22 protein-coding genes are annotated in these 23,984 nt (G+C 45.4%); 18 read left to right on the top strand and 4 right to left on the bottom strand.

The genetic code is table 11. The annotated features are described in order from the left end of the window. The first annotated feature begins 34 nt into the window (after positions 1 to 34). A complete protein-coding gene (locus AOC33_RS08435; protein WP_089516572.1) occupies positions 35 to 868 on the top strand; it encodes a 3'-5' exonuclease in 834 nt (277 codons plus the stop codon). Then, positions 865 to 2,223 carry a 23S rRNA (uracil(1939)-C(5))-methyltransferase RlmD gene (gene rlmD, locus AOC33_RS08440; RefSeq protein ID WP_089516573.1) on the top strand — a complete coding sequence of 453 codons (1,359 nt, stop codon included), beginning with the start codon at positions 865 to 867 and terminating at the stop codon, positions 2,221 to 2,223. The genes AOC33_RS08435 and rlmD overlap by 4 nt, the downstream gene beginning before the upstream one ends. Positions 2,224 to 2,294: 71 nt before the next feature. Here the strand turns inward: rlmD and AOC33_RS08445 are convergent, their stop codons facing one another. Next, positions 2,295 to 2,996, bottom strand: coding sequence for a Bax inhibitor-1 family protein (locus AOC33_RS08445; RefSeq protein WP_089516574.1), 702 nt, complete (start codon positions 2,994 to 2,996; stop codon positions 2,295 to 2,297). Between the two features lie 272 nt (positions 2,997 to 3,268). Here AOC33_RS08445 and ndk point away from each other — a divergent pair, with 272 nt between their 5' ends. The 15 genes from ndk to rlmB all read left to right on the top strand — a co-directional run bounded on the left by ndk (position 3,269) and on the right by rlmB (position 20,425). Continuing rightward, the gene (gene ndk / locus AOC33_RS08450; protein WP_089516575.1) at positions 3,269 to 3,694 is read left to right on the top strand and encodes a nucleoside-diphosphate kinase; all 426 of its coding nucleotides are present in this window, start codon (positions 3,269 to 3,271) and stop codon (positions 3,692 to 3,694) included. Positions 3,695 to 3,706: 12 nt separating this feature from the next. After that, positions 3,707 to 4,864, top strand: coding sequence for a dual-specificity RNA methyltransferase RlmN (gene rlmN / locus AOC33_RS08455; protein WP_089516689.1), 1,158 nt, complete (start codon positions 3,707 to 3,709; stop codon positions 4,862 to 4,864). Further along, a complete protein-coding gene (ispG, locus tag AOC33_RS08460; RefSeq protein WP_089516576.1) occupies positions 4,861 to 6,117 on the top strand; it encodes a flavodoxin-dependent (E)-4-hydroxy-3-methylbut-2-enyl-diphosphate synthase in 1,257 nt (418 codons plus the stop codon). Before rlmN ends, ispG begins: the two co-directional genes overlap by 4 nt. Before the next feature lie 4 nt (positions 6,118 to 6,121). Next, entirely contained in the window at positions 6,122 to 7,429 is a 1,308-nt protein-coding gene (hisS, locus tag AOC33_RS08465; RefSeq protein WP_089516577.1) for a histidine--tRNA ligase, read from the top strand. A 10-nt stretch (positions 7,430 to 7,439) separates the two neighbouring features. Then, positions 7,440 to 8,084: a YfgM family protein gene (locus tag AOC33_RS08470; protein ID WP_089516578.1), complete on the top strand. Its 645-nt coding sequence runs from the start codon at positions 7,440 to 7,442 to the stop codon at positions 8,082 to 8,084. Beyond that, positions 8,084 to 9,220: an outer membrane protein assembly factor BamB gene (gene bamB, locus AOC33_RS08475; protein ID WP_089516579.1), complete on the top strand. Its 1,137-nt coding sequence runs from the start codon at positions 8,084 to 8,086 to the stop codon at positions 9,218 to 9,220. The genes AOC33_RS08470 and bamB overlap by 1 nt, the downstream gene beginning before the upstream one ends. A 64-nt stretch (positions 9,221 to 9,284) precedes the next feature. Further along, entirely contained in the window at positions 9,285 to 10,637 is a 1,353-nt protein-coding gene (der, locus tag AOC33_RS08480; protein ID WP_089516580.1) for a ribosome biogenesis GTPase Der, read from the top strand. Between the two features lie 118 nt (positions 10,638 to 10,755). Continuing rightward, positions 10,756 to 11,001 carry an RNA chaperone Hfq gene (gene hfq, locus AOC33_RS08485; RefSeq protein WP_089516581.1) on the top strand — a complete coding sequence of 82 codons (246 nt, stop codon included), beginning with the start codon at positions 10,756 to 10,758 and terminating at the stop codon, positions 10,999 to 11,001. 6 nt (positions 11,002 to 11,007) lie between these two features. Further along, positions 11,008 to 12,231 (top strand): GTPase HflX, encoded by a 1,224-nt coding sequence (hflX, locus tag AOC33_RS08490; RefSeq protein ID WP_089516582.1) that lies wholly within the window; start codon positions 11,008 to 11,010, stop codon positions 12,229 to 12,231. Next, positions 12,224 to 13,561 carry an FtsH protease activity modulator HflK gene (gene hflK / locus AOC33_RS08495; protein ID WP_089516583.1) on the top strand — a complete coding sequence of 446 codons (1,338 nt, stop codon included), beginning with the start codon at positions 12,224 to 12,226 and terminating at the stop codon, positions 13,559 to 13,561. The genes hflX and hflK overlap by 8 nt, the downstream gene beginning before the upstream one ends. Positions 13,562 to 13,576: 15 nt before the next feature. Further along, on the top strand, positions 13,577 to 14,476 hold the full coding sequence (gene hflC / locus AOC33_RS08500) for a protease modulator HflC (RefSeq protein WP_089516690.1): 900 nt from the start codon (positions 13,577 to 13,579) through the stop codon (positions 14,474 to 14,476). Continuing rightward, positions 14,476 to 15,642, top strand: coding sequence for an ATP phosphoribosyltransferase regulatory subunit (locus tag AOC33_RS08505; RefSeq protein ID WP_089516584.1), 1,167 nt, complete (start codon positions 14,476 to 14,478; stop codon positions 15,640 to 15,642). The genes hflC and AOC33_RS08505 overlap by 1 nt, the downstream gene beginning before the upstream one ends. Positions 15,643 to 15,685: 43 nt before the next feature. Further along, complete coding sequence (locus AOC33_RS08510; RefSeq protein ID WP_089516585.1) at positions 15,686 to 17,032, top strand: adenylosuccinate synthase; 1,347 nt, start codon at positions 15,686 to 15,688, stop codon at positions 17,030 to 17,032. A gap of 124 nt (positions 17,033 to 17,156) precedes the next feature. Further along, positions 17,157 to 19,631: a ribonuclease R gene (gene rnr / locus AOC33_RS08515; protein WP_089516586.1), complete on the top strand. Its 2,475-nt coding sequence runs from the start codon at positions 17,157 to 17,159 to the stop codon at positions 19,629 to 19,631. 62 nt (positions 19,632 to 19,693) lie between these two features. Beyond that, positions 19,694 to 20,425 carry a 23S rRNA (guanosine(2251)-2'-O)-methyltransferase RlmB gene (gene rlmB / locus AOC33_RS08520; protein ID WP_425439829.1) on the top strand — a complete coding sequence of 244 codons (732 nt, stop codon included), beginning with the start codon at positions 19,694 to 19,696 and terminating at the stop codon, positions 20,423 to 20,425. 101 nt (positions 20,426 to 20,526) lie between these two features. Here rlmB and tal read toward each other — a convergent pair whose 3' ends face one another. After that, complete coding sequence (tal, locus tag AOC33_RS08525; protein ID WP_089516588.1) at positions 20,527 to 21,486, bottom strand: transaldolase; 960 nt, start codon at positions 21,484 to 21,486, stop codon at positions 20,527 to 20,529. 70 nt (positions 21,487 to 21,556) lie between these two features. Between tal and rpiA the strand changes: the two genes are divergently transcribed. Next, positions 21,557 to 22,249 carry a ribose-5-phosphate isomerase RpiA gene (gene rpiA / locus AOC33_RS08530; RefSeq protein WP_089516589.1) on the top strand — a complete coding sequence of 231 codons (693 nt, stop codon included), beginning with the start codon at positions 21,557 to 21,559 and terminating at the stop codon, positions 22,247 to 22,249. 86 nt (positions 22,250 to 22,335) lie between these two features. On the opposite strand, the gene AOC33_RS08535 is transcribed toward rpiA, so the two are convergent. Together AOC33_RS08535 and argA are read right to left on the bottom strand one after the other, a co-directional pair. Next, entirely contained in the window at positions 22,336 to 22,608 is a 273-nt protein-coding gene (locus AOC33_RS08535) for an oxidative damage protection protein (protein ID WP_089516590.1), read from the bottom strand. 32 nt (positions 22,609 to 22,640) lie between these two features. Further along, positions 22,641 to 23,978, bottom strand: a complete 1,338-nt coding sequence (gene argA / locus AOC33_RS08540) for an amino-acid N-acetyltransferase (protein WP_089516591.1) — start codon at positions 23,976 to 23,978, stop codon at positions 22,641 to 22,643. Positions 23,979 to 23,984: the final 6 nt, after the last annotated feature.

Raw genomic sequence — 23,984 nt, forward strand, 5'->3', positions numbered from 1 at the left:
ATCTATCTAACCAATAAAAAGAAAGATATTTTTCATGGCAGGCGTATTAGTTTTTGATATTGAAACCATTCCAGATGCTGCTGGCATCCGTCGCTTGGAGAATATTCCTGATTCCGTCTCAGATGAAGAAGTGGTGAATCAGGCGCTGGCGCTTCGGAAAGAAAAGACCGGCAGTGAATTCATGCCATTGCACTTGCATAAAGTGGTGGCGATTTCTTGCGTCATTCGCCGTACCACCAAAGATGGTGCACCTCAATTCAAAGTAGGCAGCCTTGGCGATGCCGGCAGCTCTGAAAAAGAAATCATTCAAGCCTTCTTTGATTTGATTGAAAAATACACACCTCAACTCGTATCTTGGAACGGGAGTGGCTTTGACTTACCTGTATTGCATTACCGAGCACTATTGAATGGCGTGGTTTCTTCTAGGTATTGGGAGATGGGCGAGAGCGGCGATAGCGATAGCAGAGACTTCAAATGGAACAACTACATCAGTCGCTATCACATGCGCCATATTGATTTGATGGATTTACTCGCAAAGTTCTCAGGTCGTGCCAATGCTCCACTTGATGCTTTGGCCAAGTTATGTGGCTTCCCTGGAAAAATGGGCATGGATGGTGGTCAGGTCTGGCAAGGCTTTTTAGACGGCAAGATCAAAGAAATCCGAGATTACTGTGAAACTGATGTTGTGAATACTTATTTGGTCTATTGTCGTTTTCAAAGAATGCGTGGCGGTGTTTCTCCTGAGGAATACGACGAAGAAATTCAGTTTGTTAAAAACGAATTACTCAAAGAATCTAAAACTCCCAATGGTGCTTTTTGGCAAGAGTACTTGAACAACTTTTCTACAGATTTAAAAGACAGCCTGTGACCAGAGTCATTGTTGAATCTCTGAACCTTGAAGCACAAGGTGTCGCTAGACCGTTGGATGAAAATGGCGCGCCTGGTAAGGTCGTGTTCATTGATGGAGCCTTGCCTAGAGAAGATGTTGAATTTCAGTCTTACAAAGTAAAAAGTAAATTTGAGTTAGCCAAGCTGACCCATATTTATAAAACTTCATCAAGTCGCGTCACACCAAAGTGCCCCTCTTTTAATGAGTGCGGTGGTTGCTCGATGCAGCATTTAGATGCTCGAGCGCAACTGGCGATGAAGCAAAGAGTTCTAGAGGATAACTTGAAGTATTTGGGTCGTGTACGCCCAGAAGTTATTCTGCGACCAATATCCGGCCCAACTTGGGAGTATCGCTATCGTGGCCGGTTGTCGATATTCAAGATTCCTAAAGGCCGAGTGCTGGTGGGTTTTCATCAAAAAAAGGGCAGTCGTATCACTGACATGTTGTCTTGCGACATTTTGCCGATCCATGTGTCTAATTTATTGCCTCGTTGGCGAGAGCTGATTTCTCAGCTATCAATTCCTGGAGAGTTAGCGCAACTTGAGTTTGCGATTGGTGAAGGCAAGACACCTGGTTCTTTAACAACCGCTTTTGTTCTGAGGCACCTAGAACCATTGAGTGCTGAAGATCAGCAAATGCTAATTACTTTTGCGCAAATCCACGACATTGATATGTGGTTGCAACCAGCCGGCCTTGACAGTGCTCATCCACTGCATCCTGCAGATAGTCATCTTTGCTATAGGCTTCCAGAGTTTGATATTGAAATGCCCTTCAAGCCAACTGACTTCACGCAGGTGAATCATCAAGTGAACAGGGTGCTGGTCAGTAAAGCAATTCAATTGCTCGACCCTCAAGCACAAGAGAGAGTGATTGATTTATTTTGTGGCATTGGTAATTTCACATTACCCCTCGCCAGAAGAGCGGCTGAAGTTTTTGGTATTGAAGGTAGTGATGAGTTAACAAAACGAGCCAAAGAAAATGCCATCCACAATCATTTAGGTGAGCGAGTTAACTTTGCTTGTAGTAATTTATTTGAGGTGACTCCGGAAGTTATTGAGTCATGGGGTAAGGCTGATAAATGGTTGATTGATCCACCGCGAGACGGCGCAATGGCTTTGGCTACAGCACTGGCCATGATGGCTAATTCAAAAAATGCTGAAGTAAAAGATTATTTGCCTAAGAGGATTGTTTACGTTTCTTGTAATCCTGCCACTTTGGCCAGAGATGTCGGCATTTTGGTCGGGCAGGCAGGTTATCGATTGAAAGCGGCTGGTGTGATCAATATGTTCCCGCATACTTCTCACATTGAATCGATCGCTGTTTTTGAGCGTTAACTTGTTTGTTACAAATAACAAGTTATAAAAAAAGGCCAGCATTGCTGGCCTTTTCATTTGGTCGGGTGGGTTTATTCGCGGTCACCACCAAAAATGCCTAACAACGCTAGCAAGTTGCTAAATACGTTGTAAACACTTAGGTAGATACTCAAAGTTGCCACCACATAGTTTGTCTCCCCACCGTTGATCACGCGCTGAACATCCACCAAGATGAATGCTGAGAAGATCGCAATCGCTACTACGCTGATTGTGAGCATCAAAGCAGGCATTTGAAGCCAGATGTTAGCCACTGAAGCAAGAATCAACAAAATCACGCCAATGAACAACCATTTGCCAAGACCTTGTGACAAGTCTTTCTTAACGGTGCCAGCCAAGCTCGCCATACCAGCAAAAATCACGGCAGTGCCACCAAAGGCTGTCATGATCAAGTTTGCGCCATTGCTAAACCCGAGGATTGAGCCAATCAAGCGTGAAAGCATCAGACCCATGAAGAATGTGAAGCCAAGCAATAGAACAACGCCTAGACCAGAGTCTTTGTTCTTTTCAATTGCCCAGAAAAAACCGAATGCGATCGCAAAAAACGCGATCAAGCCAATGAAAGGGCTTCCAGCAAAGAGTGAAAATCCTGTCGCAACACCAATCCATGCGCCTAAAACTGTAGGCACCATTGATAACGCTAAAAGTGCGTAGGTGTTACGTAACACCCGGTTGCGGACCTGAACGCTGGATGTAGCGCCGCTATTTCCAAAACCATAAGTGTTTAAATCGCTCATTGATACTCCTTTATGTATAAACATGACTCGTCCACCACTGGACTCGTGTAATAAGTATAGCCATTTCCCATGAAATTCAAGGGGGATTTCGATTGTTGATAGAGGAATAGGGGTGTTTTTGTGCTTTTTTGCTGTTTTCGCCCTATTTAAGCCGCTTGATTTCAAGACTTTTCCTTAAAAATCAACGCTTTTAGCTATTTCATACTCGGGAAATCCCTCATGAACACTGTATAATTTGGGGTTTTTAATCTATCTATCAATGGAGTTTATTCATGGCAATTGAGCGCACCCTATCTATTATCAAACCTGATGCAGTAGCGAAGAACGTTATTGGTCAAATTTATGCTCGTTTTGAGTCTGCTGGTTTGAAAGTTGTTGCTGCCAAGATGGCCCACCTTTCACGTCAAGAAGCTGAGCAGTTCTACGGCGTTCACAAAGAGCGTCCTTTCTTCAAAGACTTGGTTGACTTCATGATTTCAGGCCCAGTGATGATTCAAGCTTTGCAAGGCGAGAACGCGATTGCTAAGAACCGTGAATTGATGGGTGCAACAGATCCTAAGAAGGCTGACAAAGGCACGATTCGTGCTGACTTTGCTGACAGCATTGATGCTAACGCAGTACACGGCTCAGACGCTCCTGAAACAGCTGCGGTTGAAATTGCATTTTTCTTCCCAGGCATGCAAGTTTTCTCACGTTAATTCATCCCATTGATTGACTCACGCATCAACTTACTGAACTTTGATCCTGAGGGAATGAGCGAGTACATCGCATCCCTCCAGGAGAAACCGTTTCGTGCTCAACAGTTGATGCGTTGGGTTCATCAGCGCGGTGAGGCTGATATCGCTCAAATGAGCGACTTGGCTAAAACCTTCAGAGCCACGCTCGCTGAAAAAGCTTGCGTATCAGCTCTACCGGTTATCAGCGATCAGCAGGCGGCAGATGGCACCCGTAAATGGTTGTTAGACGTTGCTGATGGCAATGCAGTAGAAATGGTTTATATCCCTGAGGATGATCGAGGTACTTTGTGTATCTCTTCTCAGGCAGGTTGTGCCGTGAACTGTAGTTTTTGTTCTACAGGCAAGCAGGGCTTCTCAAGAAATCTCACGCTCGGTGAAATCATTGGTCAGTTGTGGATGGCCGAGCACACTTTGCGCAAAGAGCCTGGCGCGATCAAACGGATTGATAGTTACGACGGTACGCCGCTTGATGAGCATGAGGGCCGTGTTATCTCCAATGTTGTGATGATGGGCATGGGTGAACCTTTGCTCAACTATGAGCCCGTGGTCGGTGCGATGCGATTGATGTTAAGTGATAACGCTTATGGCTTATCTCGCCGCCGTGTGACTTTATCAACTTCAGGTGTTGTTCCCATGATGGATCGTTTGGCGAATGACTTACCGGTGGCATTGGCTGTTTCATTGCATGCCCCCAATGATGCGTTGCGTGATGAGTTAGTACCGATCAATAAAAAATATCCGCTGAAAGAGTTGATGGCAGCTTGCATGCGTTATTTGCCATTTGCTCCGCGAGATTTTTTAACATTTGAATATTGCATGTTGGATGGTGTTAATGATTCTGATCAACATGCAAAAGAGTTGGTTGATTTGCTCAAGAAAATACCATGCAAATTAAATTTGATTCCATTCAATCCTTTCCCTGATTCTGGCTTAAAGAAATCCAACCCTGCGCGCGTGCAAGATTTTGCGAAGCGCCTCATGGATGCTGGAATCATCACCACCGTGCGGAAAACACGTGGTGACGATATTGCGGCGGCTTGTGGTCAATTGGCCGGTGATGTCAAAGACCGTACCAACGTAAAACAAAGAATCCAGGTGGTTAAGTTTGATAAAGGAATCACTCGCTCATGAGTTCGAATCCGACATCTCCAATAAAAAGAAGAGTTAGTCAGCAGTCCATCATTGAATGGGCTGGTCAAGTTGTCACCGTGGGTGGTGATGCTCCTGTTCGTGTGCAGTCCATGACGAACACCGACACAGCCGACGCCATTGCCACAGCTATACAGGTGAAAGAGTTAGCCAAAGCCGGCTCAGAAATTGTCCGTATCACTGTGGACAACCCTGCAGCGGCTGCAGCTGTTCCTGCTATTCGTGAGCAACTCGACAAAATGGATGTTTATGTTCCATTGGTGGGTGACTTTCATTACAACGGCCATACTCTTTTAAATGATTACCCTGACTGTGCGCAAGCTTTGTCAAAGTACCGAATCAATCCAGGTAATGTGGGTCAGGGTGCCAAGCGTGATATGCAGTTCTCGCAAATGATTGAAATGGCTTGTCGGTACAAAAAGCCGATTCGCATTGGAGTGAACTGGGGCAGTCTTGATCAAGACTTACTGGCAAAACTATTGGATCAAAATGCAGTCAGCGCAACTCCTAAAGAGTTGAATCAAGTGATGGCTGAGGCTTTGATTCAATCTGCTTTGCAATCTGCTCAAAGAGCGCAAGAGTTAGGTTTGCCAAGCAATCAAATCACTTTGTCTTGCAAGGTGAGCAATGTTCAAGATTTAATTTCTGTTTACAGAGACCTCGCTGTGCGCTGTGACTATCCATTGCATTTAGGTCTTACCGAGGCAGGTATCGGAAGCAAAGGAATCGTGGCTTCGACTGCTGCTCTTTCAGTATTGTTACAAGAAGGCATTGGCGACACCATTCGTATTTCTTTGACACCTGAGCCAGGAGCGCCCAGAGAGAATGAAGTGATCGTGGCTCAAGAGATTTTGCAAACAATGGGCTTGCGTCATTTCACGCCGATGGTGATTGCTTGCCCAGGTTGTGGTCGAACCACCAGCACCTATTTCCAAGAGTTGGCATCACGCATTCAGTCGTATTTGCGCCATCAAATGCCCATCTGGAAAAAAAATCATCCAGGTGTTGAGTCGATGAACGTTGCGGTGATGGGTTGTATTGTTAATGGCCCAGGTGAGAGCAAACATGCCAATATTGGCATTTCATTGCCGGGCACTGGAGAGTCTCCAGCAGCTCCTGTGTTTGTTGATGGGGTCAAGGTTAAAACTTTGCGTGGTGACAAGATTGCGGAAGAGTTTCAATTGATTGTTGATGAATATGTGAAAAACACATATCAGAACAAAGTGAGCGGGTAAGCATATGAGCCAAAGTAAACAAAACAAAATCACTGGTGTGCGTGGCATGAATGACATGCTTCCTGCAGAAGCGCCGCTCTGGGCTCATTTAGAACAGTCCATTCAGAGTTTAGTGAGAGCTTATGGTTATCAACAAATTCGTACGCCGATTGTTGAGCAAACAGCTCTCTTTAAACGCGGTATTGGTGAAGTCACTGACATTGTTGAAAAAGAAATGTACTCCTTTGAAGATGGGCTGAATGGTGAGCAGTTAACCCTTCGACCTGAAGGAACCGCGGCTGCTGTGCGAGCTGTGATTGAGCACAACATGCTTTATGAAGGCCCAAAGCGTCTTTGGTACACGGGCCCGATGTTCAGGCATGAGCGTCCACAGCGTGGGCGCTACAGACAGTTCCACCAGTTGGGCATCGAAGCCCTTGGTTTTGCGGGTCCTGATATTGATGCTGAAATTATTTTGATGTGCCAGCGTTTATGGGATGACTTGGGTTTATCAGGCATTAAGCTAGAGTTGAATTCACTTGGTCAAGCCAGTGAGCGTGCAGCGCATCGCGATGCTTTGGTTGAGCATTTTAAAAAGCATGAATCTGAGCTCGATGAAGATTCAAAGCGACGCTTGGGGTCAAACCCTTTGCGCATTCTTGATAGCAAGAATCCTGCAATGAAAGCAATCATTGAGTCGGCTCCGCAAATCTTGAACTATTTGGGTGAAGAATCCCTCAAGCATTTTGAGGGTGTGCAAAAGCTACTAAAAGCCAATAATTTACCTTTCAAGATCAATCCTCGCTTGGTCAGAGGCTTGGATTACTACAACTTGACCGTTTTTGAGTGGGTCACCACTGAGTTGGGTTCTCAAGGAACTGTGGCAGGTGGCGGTCGCTATGATCCGTTGATTGCTCAAATGGGCGGTAAAGCTGCTCCAGCATGTGGTTGGGCCATGGGTATGGAGCGCGTGATTGAATTAATGAAAGAGCAAGGCTTGACCAGCGATTTAGAAGCAGGGTGCGATATCTATGTATTGCACCAGGCTGGTGAAACTTTGGAGCCAGCTTTTATCTTGGCTGAACGTCTGCGCAGCGCTGGCCTAGAGGTCATCTTGCACTGCTCCTCAGATGGTGAGGCTGCGAGCTTTAAATCACAAATGAAAAAAGCAGATGCCAGCGGTGCTGCATATGCGATTATTATTGGTCCTGATGAGCTGGCCGCTAATCAAGTTCAGTTAAAAGATTTGCGTCGTGATGGTCAGCAAATCACTGTCTCAATGGATAATTTGGTTGATGAAGTCATCAATCAATTAGTAAGCACTTCAGAATAAGAGAGTAACTATGCATTTCAATTTAGAAGAACAAGAACAGTTAGCCGAGTTTAAGGCTTGGTGGAAGCAATACGGCAAATGGTTAATTGCAATACTCATCCTGATTTTGCTTTCTTATATTTCATTCACTGCTTGGAATTGGTGGCAAAACCGGTCCTCTCTTGCTGCAAGCAAGCTGTATGACACTTTATTGGTCTCTGCTCAAAAGCAAGATGTGCCAGGAGTTCTGAGAGCTACCAAGGATTTACAAGATCAATATTCTTCAACCAGTTATGCTGGAATGGCTGGATTGGTTGCAGCTCAAGCGGCTAACAGCTCAGGTGATATGGGTGCTGCTGAGCAACAGTTGCGTTGGACCATGTCTAAGGCTTCTTCAGATGCACACCGTGATGTTGCTAGGGCGCGCTTGGTTTCTTTGTTGATTGATAAGCCTGATTTTGCTGATGCTGAAAAAGTGGCCAGTGCTTCGGTATCAACAGCTTTTGAGCCATTGCTGCTTGAGAGACGTGGTGATGTTCAGTTGGCTCAACAGAAAACAGTTGAAGCGCGACAGTTTTATCAACAAGCTTGGGATAAATTGGCAAAGAATCCTGATGCTGCAGATGAAGCAAAACGTTTATTGAAAGTTAAATTAGATGCTGTTGGAGGTCGTTAATGACAAAATCTCTACCTAAACTTGCCTGCGCTTTTTTGGTTATCAGTTTTTTAGCCTCATGCTCCAGTGCTAAAAAGCGTGAGCCTGCTTCATTGACCAAAGTTGATGACAAAACTATTTCTGTGGCTTCTGTTTGGTCTTCAAGCGTTGGTAAATCTGAGACGTTTGTGATGCGACCGGTCTTGGCTGGCGATTACTTATACACTTCATCAGGTAATGGCACTGTTTCAAAAATTGAAGTCCTGACTGGTAAAGCGGTATGGCAAGTAAAAGCTCCTTCAGATATTTCATCGGGTCCTGGGAGTGATGGCAATGTTGTTGTTGTTGGATCAACCAAGGGCCTTGTTTTTGCCTACGATTCAACCGGTCAAAAAATTTGGGAAGAAAAGGTTGGTAGCGAAGTTTTAACTGAACCACTTGTGTTGGGTGGTGTCGCAGTTATTCGTACCATTGATAATCGCTTTATCGGCTTAGATGCCAAAACAGGCAAGCGTCGCTGGTCTTATGTGCGCCCTCAAATAGCGCTGGCTCTCAGAAACAGCTTTCCGATGGTCCCAGTTGCAGCTGATGCATTTGTGACAGGTTTTTCTGGCGGCAAGATCGGTGTGATCGGATTATCCTCAGGTAGTCTTCTATGGGAAACGTCTTTGTCTTATCCAAAAGGCTACTCGGAGATTGAACGAATGACGGATGTTTCTGCTAGACCAACTTTGTTGGGTCGTCGTTTATGTGCTGTTGCTTTCCAGGGAAGAATTGCTTGTGGAGATGTGAGTAGTGGCAACTTAACATGGACTAAAGATTTCTCAAGTCATACGGGGACTACTCAATCACAAGATTTCGTATTTGCTGCAGATGAAAAATCTCATGTTGTTGCATACAGAGCCGCTGATGGTGTTGAAATTTGGCGTAATGAGACCATGACTTGGCGTGATGTTGGTGAACCTTTAGCGGTGGGTCGTATGGTTGTGATGGGTGATAAGCAAGGTTACCTCCATTTCTTGGATCAAAACAGTGGTCAGGCGATTTCTAGAGTAAGAGTGGATAGCAGTGGTATCAGTGCAGCTCCAATTGTTGCCAACGGATTGTTGATCATTCAAACTCGTGGCGGCACTTTATCTGCCTACCGACCTAATTAAATACACATCTATCTGAGTTTGGCTTTGATTAAAAAGTCTAATCAGATAGAAACTTAAAGAACTTATGAAACCAGTTATTGCCATTGTTGGCAGACCAAACGTTGGTAAATCAACGCTATTCAATCGCTTGACGCGTTCGCGTGATGCGTTGGTGGCTGATTTTTCTGGCTTGACGCGTGATCGACATTACGGCAATGGTCGTGTGGGTGAGCGTGAGTTCATTTGTATTGATACCGGTGGTTTCGAACCAGTTGCTAAGACAGGTATCTTGGCAGAAATGGCCAAGCAAACCAAACAAGCAGTGGTTGAAGCCGATGTTGTTATTTTCTTGGTGGATGCTCGCTTGGGCATGGCGCCTCAAGACCGCGTGATTGCAGACTTTTTACGCAAGACGGGTCGCCCAGTCATTTTGGCGGTCAATAAAGCTGAGGGCATGGCTCACGCCACAGTCACAGCAGATTTCTATGAATTAGGTTTGGGAGAGCCTGTAGCTATTTCATCAGCGCATGGTGATGGTGTTCGCTACATGATTGACGATGCACTGGATGCATTGGGTTTGCCTGATGAGCCTGAAGAGGATGACCGAACAGATAAGCCGATGCGAATTGCCGTGGTGGGTCGACCAAACGTTGGTAAATCCACATTCATCAATACCTTGATTGGTGAAGAGCGAGTGATTGCATTTGATATGCCTGGTACAACCCGAGATGCGATTGATGTTCCATTTACCCGTAACGGTAAACCGTATGTGATGATTGATACGGCTGGTCTTCGTAAACGCGGCAAGGTATTTGAAGCCATCGAAAAATTCTCAGTCGTTAAAACCTTGCAAGCGATTGCCGATGCCAATGTCGTGATTTTAATGTTGGATGCTCAGCAAGATATTTCTGAGCAAGATGCTCACATTGCAGGCTTTATTGTTGATGCAGGTCGAGCATTGGTGTTAGCGGTGAATAAGTGGGATGGCATGGATGATTACCAAAAAGAACGTGCCAGAACAGACATTGCTAGAAAACTACGTTTCTTAGACTTTGCCAATGTTCACCCAATTTCAGCCATCAAAGGTTTCGGTATCAAAGAATTGTTCAAAGATGTGGATGCCGCTTATGGGGCTGCGATGTCAAAATTGCCGACTCCGAAGTTGACCCGTATTTTGGAAGAAGCGGTTGAATTTCAGCAACCTAAGCGTGTTGGTATGTCACGTCCGAAGATGCGCTATGCGCACCAAGGCGGTTCAAATCCGCCGATTGTTGTGATCCACGGAAACGCTTTGAGTGGTGTGACTGACAGCTATCGCCGATATCTTGAGGGTCGCTTCAGAGAGGCGTTTAAGTTGCGTGGCACTCCCTTGAGGCTTGAGTTCAGAACCGGTCAAAACCCTTTTGTTGACTCGGATAAAGGCAAGAAAAAGAAGTGAAAAACACTTTTTATATAGCTTAGTTAAACTAAGGGCTAATAAACACATAACAACGATTAACTGAGACTAGATTTCTAGAGTAAGACTCCAAACAACCAATAAGAAAGAAGGAGCAGGCATGAACAATAATAAAGGCCAACTTTTACAAGATCCATTTTTAAATGCGCTGCGCAAAGAGCACATTCCCGTCTCCATTTACTTGGTAAATGGTATTAAATTGCAGGGAAATGTTGAATCATTTGATCAGTACGTGATTCTTTTGCGTAACACTGTGACTCAAATGGTATACAAGCATGCCATTTCAACAGTGGTTCCTGCTAGAGCTGTGGAGTTCCGTGCGGATGAGGGAACTCCAGAAGCTTAACTTCTTATGCAAGCAGTTAAAGCTGCCCTTATTGGGATAGATCCAGGCGGTAAACCTGACTTCGCAGACAGTATGGCGGAGTTGGGTCTTCTTGCATCCAGCGCAGGATCACAGCCTGTGATGACCATGATCGCAAAGCGTGCAAAACCAGACCCAGCACTTTATATGGGCTCAGGTAAGGCCACAGAATTAAGAGAGCAGATGGAGGCCAATGAGGTTGAGTTGGCGATTTTCAATCACGCTCTTTCTCCCGTTCAGCAACGTAACTTAGAGCGTCATTTGCAATGTCATGTGATTGATCGCACTGGTTTGATCTTAGATATTTTTGCGCAAAGAGCTAAGAGCCATGTGGGTAAAACACAGGTGCAACTGGCCAATGTTCGATATCAAGTTTCAAGACTGGTCAAGGCTTGGAGTCACTTGGAGCGGCAAAAGGGCGGTATTGGTATGCGCGGCGGCCCTGGTGAGACGCAGATGGAATTGGACCGAAGGATGCTTGAGAACAAAGCTAAGCGCTTGCAAGCTGAATTGGAAAAGTTACAGAAGCAACAGGCTACTCAGCGACGTTCCCGTGAAAAGGGCGGTGTTTTCTCAGTTTCTTTGGTTGGGTATACCAATGCTGGTAAATCAACTTTGTTCAATGCTTTGACCAAAGCGGGTACCTATGCCGCAGATCAATTGTTCGCAACCTTGGATACCACCTCAAGAAGAGTCTATTTGCCGGAGATTGGAAATGCGGTCATTTCTGATACGGTTGGATTTATACGAGACCTTCCTCACCAGTTGGTGGAAGCTTTTAGAGCAACTCTGGATGAAACCGTCAGGGCTGATTTATTGCTCCACGTGGTCGATGCATCGAGCTTTGATCGCGAACAACAAATGATTGAAGTGGATAAGGTTTTGACTGAAATTGGTGCCAACGAAACCCCTCAGCTGGTTGTGGTTAATAAAATTGACCAAGTCCCTGCTTTAATGGAGCGAGGCCCTGTTGTTCGTTATGACAGAAGTGGCAAGGTGGCAGCCATATATATATCGGCTAAAGAGGGTATTGGCCTAGATTTGATGCGTCAAACATTGGCTGATTTCGCCAGGAACACTGATAGAATGAAGGCTCCTGTAGACGAGGTTCCTTCAGTAGCTGAATTAAGTTCACAGGCCCCAGTTAAACGCTGGGAATCGTTAGATGTTTTTCATACTCGTACAGGAATGTATTCTCCCTTCGATGCGTAAATTACTACAAATATTCTCTGTTAATGATCCCGGTTGGGGCAATAACCATCAATCAGGCCCAGATCGTGGCCGTGATGAAAAGGACGCGACACCTCCTCGTCAGGAGGAGAGACCTCGTCAACCTCAAAAACAAGATGGCCCACCAGATTTAGATCAGTTGTGGACAGACTTTAATAATCGTTTGAATAATTTATTCAAAGGTAAGGGTCAAGGCGGCGGTAATAATCAGCCACCATCATCCAAAGGTACTGGCGGTGACGGTATGAAGTCAGGCATTGGCGCTGGAGTGGTCGTGTTGGTTGCTGTGGTGGTTTGGGTATTCAGCGGCTTTTTCATGATCCAAGAAGGTCAAACCGGAGTGGTTTTACATTTTGGTAAATACAGTCACACCACGCGCCCTGGTATCAACTGGCGCATGCCATGGCCAGTGCAAACGCATGAAGTGGTGAATCTGTCATCTATTCGTTCCGTTGAAGTGGGTAGAGCAAATTTAATCAAAGCATCAAATCTCAAAGACTCTTCAATGTTGACTGAGGACGAAAACATCATTGATGTGAAATTTGCTGTTCAATATCGCTTAAAAGATGCTTCTGAGTATTTGTTCAATAACAAAGATCCAGATGGAGCAGTTGTTCAATCGGCTGAAACAGCGGTTCGTGAAATTGTTGGCAAGAGCAAGATGGACAATGTTTTGTATGAGAACCGTGAAAAGCTCGCGATTGATTTGAATGCTTCTATTCAGAAAATTTTAGATGGTTATAAGGCCGGTATTTTTATTACCAGTGTGACTGTACAAAACGTACAGCCGCCTGAGCAAGTTCAAGCAGCATTTGATGATGCTGTGAAAGCTGGTCAAGACCGTGAGCGTTTGAAAAATGAAGGTCAAGCATACGCCAATGACATCATTCCGAAGGCTCGTGGTGCTGCTGATCGTTTGATGCAAGAAGCTGAGGGCTACAAAGCCAAAGTGACTGCAACGGCAGAGGGTGATGCGACGCGTTTCAAGTTAATTCAAGTTGAATACGCTAAGGCTCCTCAAGTGACCCGTGAACGTATGTACATCGACGCGATGCAAGAAATTTATACCAACGTGACCAAGGTCATGGTGGATCAGCGTTCAAGCAATGGAAGCTTGCTGTACTTGCCGCTAGATAAGTTGATTCAGCAAGTGGGATCGAATCCTACACAGTTACCGTTGCAGACTTCAAACACAATGGCAAATACACCTGCCAATACTTCATCTCCTAACCCCAACTCACCAATTGTGAATCCTCCAGCGGTCCCAGCTGAAAGAAGAGACACCTCTGGTTTGCGCAGTCGTGAACGATAGGAGATCAATAAAATGATGAACCGAATTTTCCCAATTATTGCTGGTCTCTTTATTTTGATCGGCCTTTTATCATCCACCATTTTTGTTGTTGATCAACGTCAATACGCTGCAGTGTTTGCTTTTGGTGAACTAAAGCGAGTGGTTGAAGAGCCTGGTTTGCAATTTAAATTGCCGCCGCCATTCCAGAGCGTGCAATTTTTTGAGCGCCGTATTTTGACCATTGACACTCCCGATGCTGAGCGTTTCATCACAGCTGAAAAGAAAAACTTATTGGTCGATTCTTTTGTGAAGTGGCGCATTGTTGAACCGCGTAAATTCTTTATCAGTTTCAGAGGTGATGAGCGTATGGCTCAAGATCGTTTGAATCAGTTGGTCAAGTCGGCTTTGAACGAAGAATTCACCAAACGCACTGTTCGTGAATTGATTTCTGAGCAGCGCGAGCAAGTGATGCAGAACATTCGTAAGAAAGTAGCTGAAGAGGCTGCTGATATTGGTATTGAAATTGTGGATGTACGTTTAAAGAGAATCGATTTACTGGCAGAGATCAGTGAGTCAGTTTTCCGCCGAATGGAAGCAGAGCGCAAGCGTGTTGCTAATGAATTGCGTTCAACTGGTTCTGCTGAGTCTGAAAAAATCAGAGCTGATGCAGAGCGTCAACGTGACATTATTTTGTCCAAAGCTTACCGTGATGCTCAAAAAATCAAGGGTCAAGGCGACGCACGAGCCACTGCATTCTATGGTGAGGCATTTAATCGTGATCCTCAATTTGCTCAGTTTTACAGAAGTCTTGAGGCCTATCGCAGCAGCTTTAAAACCAAGCAGGACTTAATGGTCATGGATCCAAGCTCTGAATTTTTGAAATTCATGAAGAGCAGCAGACCGCAGTCTTCAAATTCGAACGCGGCGGCCAAGTAATGAATCGCTGGTTATTACCTGAAAACATCGCCGATATCTTGCCTTCCGAGGCAAGAAAGATTGAGGATTTACGTCGCATTCTTTTAGACCGTTTCCAGGCTTACGGCTATGAATTGGTCATGCCACCGATGTTGGAATACTTGGATTCTTTGTTAACTGGTTCAGGTCAGGATTTAAATCTTAAAACCTTTAAATTGGTGGATCAAATTTCAGGCAGAACCTTAGGTTTGCGTGCAGATATGACGCCACAGGTTGCCAGGATTGATGCACACCTACTAAATCGTCAAGGCGTCACACGCCTTTGCTACGCTGGATCAATTCTTCATACCCGTGCAGCAGCCGGCTCTAGCTCAAGAGAGCAATTGCAGTTAGGTGCTGAGATTTATGGCCATGCTGGTTGGGAAGCAGATTTAGAGATTCAAGCATTATTGAATGACGTTCTTAATTTGAGCCAAGTCGGAGAAATCACTTTGGACATGTCGCATGCCGGTATTTTGACGGCTATTTTGGGCGATTTTCAACCGAAGTCAGAATCTCTAGAGGAGCTTTACTCAGCATTGCAGACCAAAGATGTAGCTGGTTTGAATCTAGTTCTTCAAGATTGGCCATCTGAGGTTAAGTCGGCTGTTTTGGCTTTGGCTAATTTGTGTGGTTCACCGAAACAGGTGTTAGATCAAGCCCGTCAAAATTTACCTAAAACTGCTGCTGTTAAAGCAGCTTTGGATGAGTTAGAGCGACTTTGCGCAGCTGTTGCGGATTTGCCAAATAGCCCAGAATTGAGCTTGGACCTCTCGGATTTGAAGGGTTACCAGTATCACAGCGGGGTGATGTTTGCTGCCTATGTTGAAGGTTTACCAGTCGCGATTGCACGTGGCGGTCGTTATGACATGGTGGGCAAGGCATTTGGTCGATCACGACCAGCCACAGGTTTTTCATTAGATATCATGACTTTAGCCCGTATTTCTAAGAAAGATTCTAGAAAAACTGCGATTTTAGCTCCTTGGTCGAATGATCAAACATTGAGCCAAGAGATCGCTCAATTACGCTCACAAGGTCAAGTTGTGATCCAGTTACTACCTGGTCATGAACAAGACGGGGATGAGTTTCATTGCGATCGCGAGTTAGTGAATCAAAAAGGTGCATGGGTCGTTAAGACAAGAGCGTAAAATGTTCGTTTGCACAATTTCTAATTAATTTTTCTTGGTTCCTATGTCTGCACAGAAATCTAGCGGTAAATCTGGTCGTAACGTTGTTGTGATTGGCACCCAATGGGGTGATGAGGGTAAAGGTAAGATTGTTGACTGGTTAACCGACCACGCTGAAGGTGTGGTTCGCTTCCAAGGTGGTCACAATGCTGGTCACACCTTGATCATCAATGGTCAAAAGACCATTTTGCGTTTAATTCCATCTGGAATCATGCGTCCAGGCGTGACTTGTTACATTGGTAACGGTGTGGTTTTGTCACCTGAAGCTCTGTTTAAAGAAATTGGTGAGCTTGAAGCTGCTGGTGTTGATGTGCGCTCACGCTTGAAAATTTCTGAAGCAACGACCTTGATTTTGCCGTACCACGTGGCGATTGATCATGCACGTGAAGCTAAGCGCGGTAATGCAAAGATTGGTACTACGGGCCGTGGTATTGGCCCAGCTTACGAAGATAAAGTGGCGCGTCGCGCTCTCAGGGTCCAAGACTTGTTCTTCCCTGAGTCTTTTGCTGAGAAACTAAAAGAAAACCTCGAATATCATAATTTCGTATTGACTCAGTATTTCAAGGCGCCTGCCTTGGACTTTGCTGAAGTTAGAGACAGCATGTTGAGTTACGCTGACCAGTTGCGCCCATTGGTGGCTGATGTTTCAAGTGACTTGGATGCGGTTCAAAAAGCCGGAAAAAACTTGTTATTCGAAGGTGCGCAGGGCGCATTGCTGGATATCGATCATGGTACTTACCCATTTGTGACATCTTCAAACTGTGTGGCTGGTAATGCCGCTGCTGGTTCAGGTGTTGGCCCAGGTAGCTTGCACTATGTGCTTGGTATCACCAAAGCGTATTGCACCCGCGTAGGTTCAGGTCCTTTCCCAAGCGAACTATATGATCACGCTAATCCTAAGGCTCAAGACCCGATTGGTCTGCGTTTGGCTGAAGTTGGTAAAGAGTTTGGCTCAGTCACTGGTCGTCCTCGCAGAACTGGCTGGTTAGATGCGGCAGCATTGAAGCGTTCTATTCAAATCAGTGGTGTGACAGGGCTTTGCATGACCAAGCTAGATGTTTTAGACGGTCTGAAAGAGTTGCGCCTGTGCGTGGGTTACAAGCTAGATGGCAAGACTTTGGACGTTCTGCCTCGTGGCTCTGATGCGGTTGCTAGATGTGAGCCAATTTATGAGATTTTCCCTGGGTGGTCTGAGACCACAGTGGGCATTCAAAAGTGGGATGAGTTACCAAAAGCTGCTCAAACCTACCTAAAACGAGTTGAAGAAGTGGCTTGCGTTCCTATTGCGATGGTTTCAACAGGTCCAGACCGCAATGAAACGATCTTGCTTCAGCACCCATTTGAGGCTTGATCAACAAATTGGTAACCAGACAAAACGGCGCTCAAGGCGCCGTTTTTCTTTACTGATAAAAGAATTTCTTGGCAAGTTTTGATAAATTATTATGAATTGACACATTCTTATAAGACAATGGGGTATGACTAAAAAAAGTACTAAAGGGACATTGGCTCTATCTGAGTCAAAAGCAAAAAATCTCCCAGAAAAGCAAGGCACGGTGCAAGGTCACCGAGATGGATTTGGATTTGTTATTCCTGATGATGGCGGTGAAGATATCTTTTTAAATGAGCGCGAGATGTCGCGCGTGATGCATCACGACAAAGTGATCGTCAGAGTTTCTGGGCTAGATCGACGTGGTCGCCCTGAGGGTCAAATCAGCGAAGTGCTCATGCATGCCAATCAATTTGTGATTGGCCGTTTATTGAATGAAAACGGTGTTTTAATTTGCGCACCTGAAGATAAAAGAATTGGTCACGATATTCTGATTCCACCCAAAGGCCAGGGTAACGCCAAATTAGGTCAAGTGGTTTCTGTTGAGATCATCGATTACCCAGATAGTTATCGCCAAGCAGTGGGTCGAGTGGTTGAGGTCCTCGGTGAGATTGATGACCCTGGTATGGAAATCGAAATCGCTGTGCGCAAGTACGGTGTGCCACATTTATTTTCTCCTGCTGCTGCCAAAGAGGCCGAAGCATTACCTGATGAAATAAGAGATGAGGATCTCGAGGGTCGCATTGATTTGCGCGATATTCCTCTGGTGACGATTGACGGTGAAGATGCCCGTGACTTTGATGATGCTGTTTACTGCGAGCCAGTCACTTGGGGTAAAGAAAAAGCATGGCGCTTGATTGTTGCCATTGCTGATGTATCTCACTATGTCAAACCTGGTCACCCACTAGACACCGACGCCATCAGCCGTGCCACATCTGTTTACTTTCCGCGCAGAGTCATACCAATGCTGCCGGAAAAAATATCCAATGGTCTGTGCTCACTAAAACCTGAGGTTGATCGCTTGTGCATGGTTTGTGATGCGGTGATTGATGTTCATGGTGAGGTACAGGCTTATCAGTTCTATCCAGCGGTGATGCATTCGGCACAGCGCTTCACTTACAACACCGTTTGGGAAATTTTAAGTAACTCGAATGGTCCAGAGGCAGCGCGATTCAAACACCTCAAAAAGAATCTTGATCGTCTTTACAGTCTTTATAAAGTTTTGCGTGCTGCACGCGACAAGCGTGGTGCGATTGATTTCGAAACGACTGAGACGCAAATCATCAGCAATGCTTTGGGCAAGATTGAACGCATCGAGCCAAGGGTTCGCAATGAAGCTCATCGAATCATTGAAGAGTGCATGTTGTCAGCCAACGTCTGTGCTGCAGACTTCTTAGATAAAAATGGACATTCGTCTTTATTCCGAGTCCACGCTGAGCCATCCGTTGAAAAATTATTAACGCTCAAGCAAGTATTGAGAACGGCTGGATTAAATTTAGGTGGCTCGGATAAACCAAGACCCAAAGACTTTGCCAAGTTGATTGAAGAAATCAAACCAAGGCCTGATGCGAGCATGCTTCAGTCAGTGGTGCTGAGATCAATGCAGCAAGCGGTGTATCAACCTGATAATTATGGTCACTTTGGTTTGGCGTACCCGGCTTACGCTCATTTCACGAGCCCAATTCGCCGTTATCCAGACCTGTTGGTGCATCGCGCTATCAAAGCGATTTTGGCGAAGAAAACTTATTCACCTAGCATTCCTGTAGACGTGGTGTTGAATTTGGCGATGCCCAAGAGCGGCCCTGGTCGAGTCAATGCCGCCAATGCCAAGAAGTCTCATGAAGAAGGTAAATTAAAACCTGCTGCAAAAACAGCCCGAGGTTCTAAAGCAAAACAAGAGGCATCGACAGCCATGGCTGCTTGGGCTCAATTGGGAGTTCATTGCTCTTCCAATGAGCGTCGTGCTGATGAAGCCTCGCGAGACGTTGAGGCATGGTTGAAGTGCTATTACATGCGTGACCATCTCGGTCAAGAATATGCTGGCACGATCACGGGTGTTGCAACGTTTGGTTTATTTGTTCAATTAGAAAGCCTCTTTGTTGAAGGCATGATTCACATCAGCGAACTTGGCGGCGATTACTATCAATACGATGAAGCCAGACAAGAGCTTCGTGGGGAGCGCACGGGTATTCGTTACAGACTAACTGATCGCGTTCATGTTTTGGTCAGCCGAGTTGACTTGGATGCTCGCAGAATCGAATTCAGTTTGGTCAAGCCAAACAGTGACAGAAATGGTGTTGCAGGCGTTGGAGCCAGTGATCGTTTCTCGCAAGTTGATCAAGGTCGAGGCAATAAATCCAATCGACATCCTGGCGCCAAGAAATCTTCATCAAGATCACACTCCAGTTCAAGGGCTAATCCGAATTCGAGCGCAACTCAGGCAGGTGTGAGGGGATCTCGCGGAGTAGCTGGAGAAGGCTCTGGACTATCATCGCCACCCGCTAAGTCAGCAGGTGCAGCCAAAAAGAAAACCACAGCAGCCAAGGCTGGTAAAAAACCAAAAAAAGCCAGTAATGCCAAATCAAAAGGGCATGAGCTAAGTATTCGTAAAGGCCGTCGTTAATGTCAGATAGAGATTCAAAAAAAGACCAATCGCCAAGGCAGCAAGGTGGCGATGGTAAGCAAATGATTTTAGGTTTTCATGCCGTGATAGCAAGACTGCGTCAAGACCCTGAGTCATTGAGAACAGTTTATGTTGATCCTGCAAGACGTGATCGCAGGATGCAAGATTTCATTAAATCGGCTGAACCGATTTTAGGAAGACGCTTGCACCAAGCTGATACAGAACGTTTAAGAACCCTGGCCGGTAATGATCGTCATCAAGGTGTGGTGGCTTTTGCAGACACGATTTCTAAAGTTCAAACTTTGGATGAGCTATTGGACGCTCTGAGTGGTCCAGCACTTTTATTGATTTTGGATGGTGTGACTGATCCTCATAATCTTGGAGCATGTCTTCGAGTGGCGGATGGTGCAGGTGTTGATGCTGTGATCGTGCCTAAAGATCGCTCAGCACATTTGAATGCTACCGTGAGTAAAGTGGCCAGTGGTGCTGCTGAGACCATGCCTTTGATCGCTGTGACCAATTTGGCCAGAACCATGCGCGAGCTTCAAGAGGCGGGCGTATGGCTGATTGGAACAGATGATCAGACTGAAAAAACGCTTTACGACATTGATTTCACAGGTCCAGTAGCTTTGGTGATGGGGGCTGAAGGTGAAGGCATGCGAAGGCTGACCAGAGAAACTTGTGATGCACTTGTCAAAATACCGATGATGGGTGGCGTAGAAAGCTTGAACGTTTCTGTTGCCAGTGGTGTTGCCCTGTATGAGGCGCGCCGACAAAGAATGCTAAAAGCTTAAAAACGTAAGGCTAAACCCATATTAAAAAAAGGTGCTTTTAAGCACCTTTTTTTATTGATCCTAAGGCTATTGATATTCATCAATAGCCATGGGCTGAAACTTTAACTGGCGAGTACCTTTTCTAATTTTTCAATATCAGCACAGAACAAACGAATGCCTTCAGAGAGTTTTTCTGTGGCCATGGCATCTTGATTCAACTGATAGCGGAATGATGCTTCATCAGCCTTGATGACATTCAATTGAAGTGCTTTTGCAGTTTCTTTTGCGCTTTGAAGCGTCAATGCAGGAGTTAACGCTGTTGAGTTAGCTTGCAACTCAGCGAGCAGTTCTGGGCTGATGGTCAATAAATCACATCCGGCTAAATGAGTGATTTGGCCAATATTTCTAAAGCTGGCGCCCATCACCTCGGTTTGAATATCAAAGCTCTTGTAGTAGTTGTAGATGCTCTTCACAGACACAACGCCTGGATCATTGGCGCCTCCATGAACTTCATCCTGCCACTGTGCACCTAAAGACTTTTTGTGCCAATCAGTGATGCGACCAACAAAGGGGGAGATCAACTGAGCTTTTGCATCGGCGCAGGCAACTGCCTGAATCAAGCTGAACAAGAGGGTCATGTTACAAGCGATACCTTCAGCCTGAAGAGTTTTCGCTGCTTGTATACCTTCCCAAGTACTGGCTATTTTGATCAGGACACGCTTTTTAGAAATACCGTTCGCTTCATATATGGCGATGATTTCTCGGGCCTTTTTAACCGTACCTGCTGTATCAAACGACAAACGTGCGTCCACTTCAGTGGAGACGCGGCCCGGAACGATTTTTAATATTTCCATACCAAAAGCTACTAGCAAGGCATCGATCAGTTGATCAACTGGTTTGCCTTTATTTTTAGCTTTGACATCAGCGATCAAAGATTGATAGCTTGGAAGTTGGGCTGCTTTTAGAATCAGCGATGGGTTGGTGGTGGCGTCTTGAGGTAAAAAAGCTTGCATGCGCTCAAAGTCACCCGTATCTGCAACCACGGTCGTGTATTGTTTTAATTGTTCAAGTAATGTGCTCATGGGCTTATTTTAGAATGCTTCTCGAATAATGCTGTAAATTAACCCTAATTAATCATATAAACAGGTTTACATGTATACCCAAGATCAACTCAAAGCTATGGTAGCGGAAGCCGCCAAGGATGAAGTCCTGAAAAATATGGCCCCAGGCGGTATTTTGGGAGTTGGTACGGGATCCACTGCTAATTTGTTTATTGATGCCATTGCGCCACATCAGTCTCATTTCGCGGGTGTTGTCTCCAGCTCACAAGCCAGTACGGATCGTTTACAGAAGCACGGCTTTAAGGTCTTGGATAGCAATTCTGTTCAAAGTCTACCGATGTACGTTGATGGTGCTGATGAGATTGATCCTCATGGTCATATGCTCAAAGGTGGTGGCGGCGCTTTGACCCGTGAAAAAATCGTGGCTCACCTGGCTCAATCATTCATTTGTATTTGTGACGGCAGTAAGCAAGTGGATGTGATGGGTAAGTTTCCATTGCCTGTAGAGATTATTCCAATGGCTCATGCTCAAGTAGCGCGTGAATTAGAAAAATTAGGTGGGGTGGTAACACTCAGAAAAGTGAAGGGGACTGACTCAGTTTATGTCACTGATAACCAAGGTTGGATTCTGGATGTTGCTGGTTTATCAATCAAGGACCCTGTAGGTCTTGAGTCACAAATTAATCAAATACCTGGTGTTGTGTGTAATGGGCTGTTTGCCAGAAGAAAAGCCAATGTTCTTTTGATTGGTGAGGCTGCTGGGGTGCGCCGTCAAACATATTGATTTTCGAGGCATTGATCTTTGTAATGCAATATTAAAAAAGGACGCTACATGAGCGTCCTTTTTACTAAGCAGATGCTTGGTAATTTTTACTTATTTTCTGGTACGAAACCTTGAACACCATCCGCGCCATCACCATAAAAATATTTCTCAACTTGCTTGAGTAAATATTGACGAGCACGAGTGTCTGCCATATTGAGGCGGTTCTCATTGATTAACATGGTTTGATGCTTTAACCAACCAGCCCAAGCTTCTTTAGAAACCTCTTGCCATAACTTCTTACCTAAATCGCCTGGCATTGGTGCGAAATCTAAACCTTCAGCTTCTTTGTTTAACTTAATGCAATGAATCATGCGAGCCATCTTTTACCTCTTTAATCAATAAATTATTTAGTTCAAATGTTTTTGGTGAGGACCATTGATTTACGTTCCCAGTTATAGAGTTCTTTACGCTCTGCTGGGAGATCATCCACGCTGGCTCTGACAAAGCCACGTTTTAAGAACCAATGCTCAGTTCTGGTCGTTAAAACAAATAGTTTTTTCAATCCAGCAGCCTTGGCTCTCGCCTCAATGCGTTTAAGCAATCTTTCTCCGTCACCTGATTCTTGGGCTTGAGGGTCGACCGCTAAGCAGGAGAGCTCGCCCAAACCATTTGGGTAAGGGAAGAGGGCTGCGCAACCGAATAAAACGCGGTCATGCTCAATCACTGAGAAGTGAGTGATGTCGCGTTCAATTGTGTCACGACCACGAGCAACCAAAATACCTTCATCTTCTAATGGTTCAATCAATTGCAAAATGCCGCCGACATCATCCAAATTAGCTTCGCGCAAATGCTCAATATCAGATGCTGCAATCATGGTGCTAATACCATCGTGCGTGAATAACTCTTCGAGGAGAGCGCCATCACGATCATGAGGCAATAGGTGCACACGGCTCACGCCAGACTTGATCGCACGAATGGCGTTTTGTAATAACACCTTCAAATCTGCATCGGCCAGAGTTAGGCCGCTGATGTGATCTTCTAGCTGACGCAATGAGAACTCTTTGATGAGTTCACCATCAAGATCAGTGATGCCGTTGTATTCAGTCAAGAAAATCAACTTATCAGCTTTAACTGCCATGGCAGTAGCCGTGGCCACATCCTCGTAGGCAATATTGAATGCTTGGCCTGTTGGAGAGAATCCCAGAGGTGACATCAAGACAATTTTGTTATTCACCAAAGAGTGGGCAATGGACTCAGAATCGACTTTGCGCACCAATCCTGTGTGCATGAAATCTACGCCATCAACAATGCCCACGGGTCTAGCAATGATGAAGTTGCCAGAAATCACAGAAATACGTGAGCCAGCCATAGGAGTATTAGGGAGACCTTGGCTAAATGCTGCCTCAATGTCTAGGCGCAGTTCACCTGAAGCTTCTTTGGCGCATTCTAGGGCTGCTGGATCAGTGATCCTGTAACCACTCATGGCACCTGTGCCATAACGACTGGTCACTTTTCTTAAATCAAGCTGTTCTTGGACCTGTGGACGTGAGCCGTGGACTAAAACAATCCTCATGCCCATGGCATGAAGCATGGCCACATCCTGGATCAAGGCCTCTAATCCACCTTTTTGAACCAATTCACCCGCAAACCCGATAACGAAGGTTTTGCCACGAAAACTATGGATGTAGGGAGCCACATCACGTAGCCACGCAACGAAGGGAAAATTATTTTGTACTTGATTTGTAGGCATAGTGGA

The organism is Polynucleobacter cosmopolitanus, from assembly GCF_002224225.1.
In the GTDB taxonomy this organism is placed as follows: Bacteria; Pseudomonadota; Gammaproteobacteria; order Burkholderiales; family Burkholderiaceae; genus Polynucleobacter; species Polynucleobacter cosmopolitanus.

What these genes read in the sequence shown, in the direction of transcription:
- AOC33_RS08435 (WP_089516572.1), top strand. Translation starts at nt 35, where the DNA reads ATGGCAGGCGTATTAGTTTTTGATATTGAAACCATTCCAGATGCTGCT.
- AOC33_RS08445 (WP_089516574.1), bottom strand. Translation starts at nt 2,996, where the DNA reads ATGAGCGATTTAAACACTTATGGTTTTGGAAATAGCGGCGCTACATCC.
- ndk (WP_089516575.1), top strand. Translation starts at nt 3,269, where the DNA reads ATGGCAATTGAGCGCACCCTATCTATTATCAAACCTGATGCAGTAGCG.
- ispG (WP_089516576.1), top strand. Translation starts at nt 4,861, where the DNA reads ATGAGTTCGAATCCGACATCTCCAATAAAAAGAAGAGTTAGTCAGCAG.
- hisS (WP_089516577.1), top strand. Translation starts at nt 6,122, where the DNA reads ATGAGCCAAAGTAAACAAAACAAAATCACTGGTGTGCGTGGCATGAAT.
- AOC33_RS08470 (WP_089516578.1), top strand. Translation starts at nt 7,440, where the DNA reads ATGCATTTCAATTTAGAAGAACAAGAACAGTTAGCCGAGTTTAAGGCT.
- bamB (WP_089516579.1), top strand. Translation starts at nt 8,084, where the DNA reads ATGACAAAATCTCTACCTAAACTTGCCTGCGCTTTTTTGGTTATCAGT.
- der (WP_089516580.1), top strand. Translation starts at nt 9,285, where the DNA reads ATGAAACCAGTTATTGCCATTGTTGGCAGACCAAACGTTGGTAAATCA.
- hfq (WP_089516581.1), top strand. Translation starts at nt 10,756, where the DNA reads ATGAACAATAATAAAGGCCAACTTTTACAAGATCCATTTTTAAATGCG.
- hflX (WP_089516582.1), top strand. Translation starts at nt 11,008, where the DNA reads ATGCAAGCAGTTAAAGCTGCCCTTATTGGGATAGATCCAGGCGGTAAA.
- hflK (WP_089516583.1), top strand. Translation starts at nt 12,224, where the DNA reads ATGCGTAAATTACTACAAATATTCTCTGTTAATGATCCCGGTTGGGGC.
- hflC (WP_089516690.1), top strand. Translation starts at nt 13,577, where the DNA reads ATGAACCGAATTTTCCCAATTATTGCTGGTCTCTTTATTTTGATCGGC.
- AOC33_RS08505 (WP_089516584.1), top strand. Translation starts at nt 14,476, where the DNA reads ATGAATCGCTGGTTATTACCTGAAAACATCGCCGATATCTTGCCTTCC.
- AOC33_RS08510 (WP_089516585.1), top strand. Translation starts at nt 15,686, where the DNA reads ATGTCTGCACAGAAATCTAGCGGTAAATCTGGTCGTAACGTTGTTGTG.
- rnr (WP_089516586.1), top strand. Translation starts at nt 17,157, where the DNA reads ATGACTAAAAAAAGTACTAAAGGGACATTGGCTCTATCTGAGTCAAAA.
- rlmB (WP_425439829.1), top strand. Translation starts at nt 19,694, where the DNA reads ATGATTTTAGGTTTTCATGCCGTGATAGCAAGACTGCGTCAAGACCCT.
- tal (WP_089516588.1), bottom strand. Translation starts at nt 21,486, where the DNA reads ATGAGCACATTACTTGAACAATTAAAACAATACACGACCGTGGTTGCA.
- rpiA (WP_089516589.1), top strand. Translation starts at nt 21,557, where the DNA reads ATGTATACCCAAGATCAACTCAAAGCTATGGTAGCGGAAGCCGCCAAG.
- AOC33_RS08535 (WP_089516590.1), bottom strand. Translation starts at nt 22,608, where the DNA reads ATGGCTCGCATGATTCATTGCATTAAGTTAAACAAAGAAGCTGAAGGT.
- argA (WP_089516591.1), bottom strand. Translation starts at nt 23,978, where the DNA reads ATGCCTACAAATCAAGTACAAAATAATTTTCCCTTCGTTGCGTGGCTA.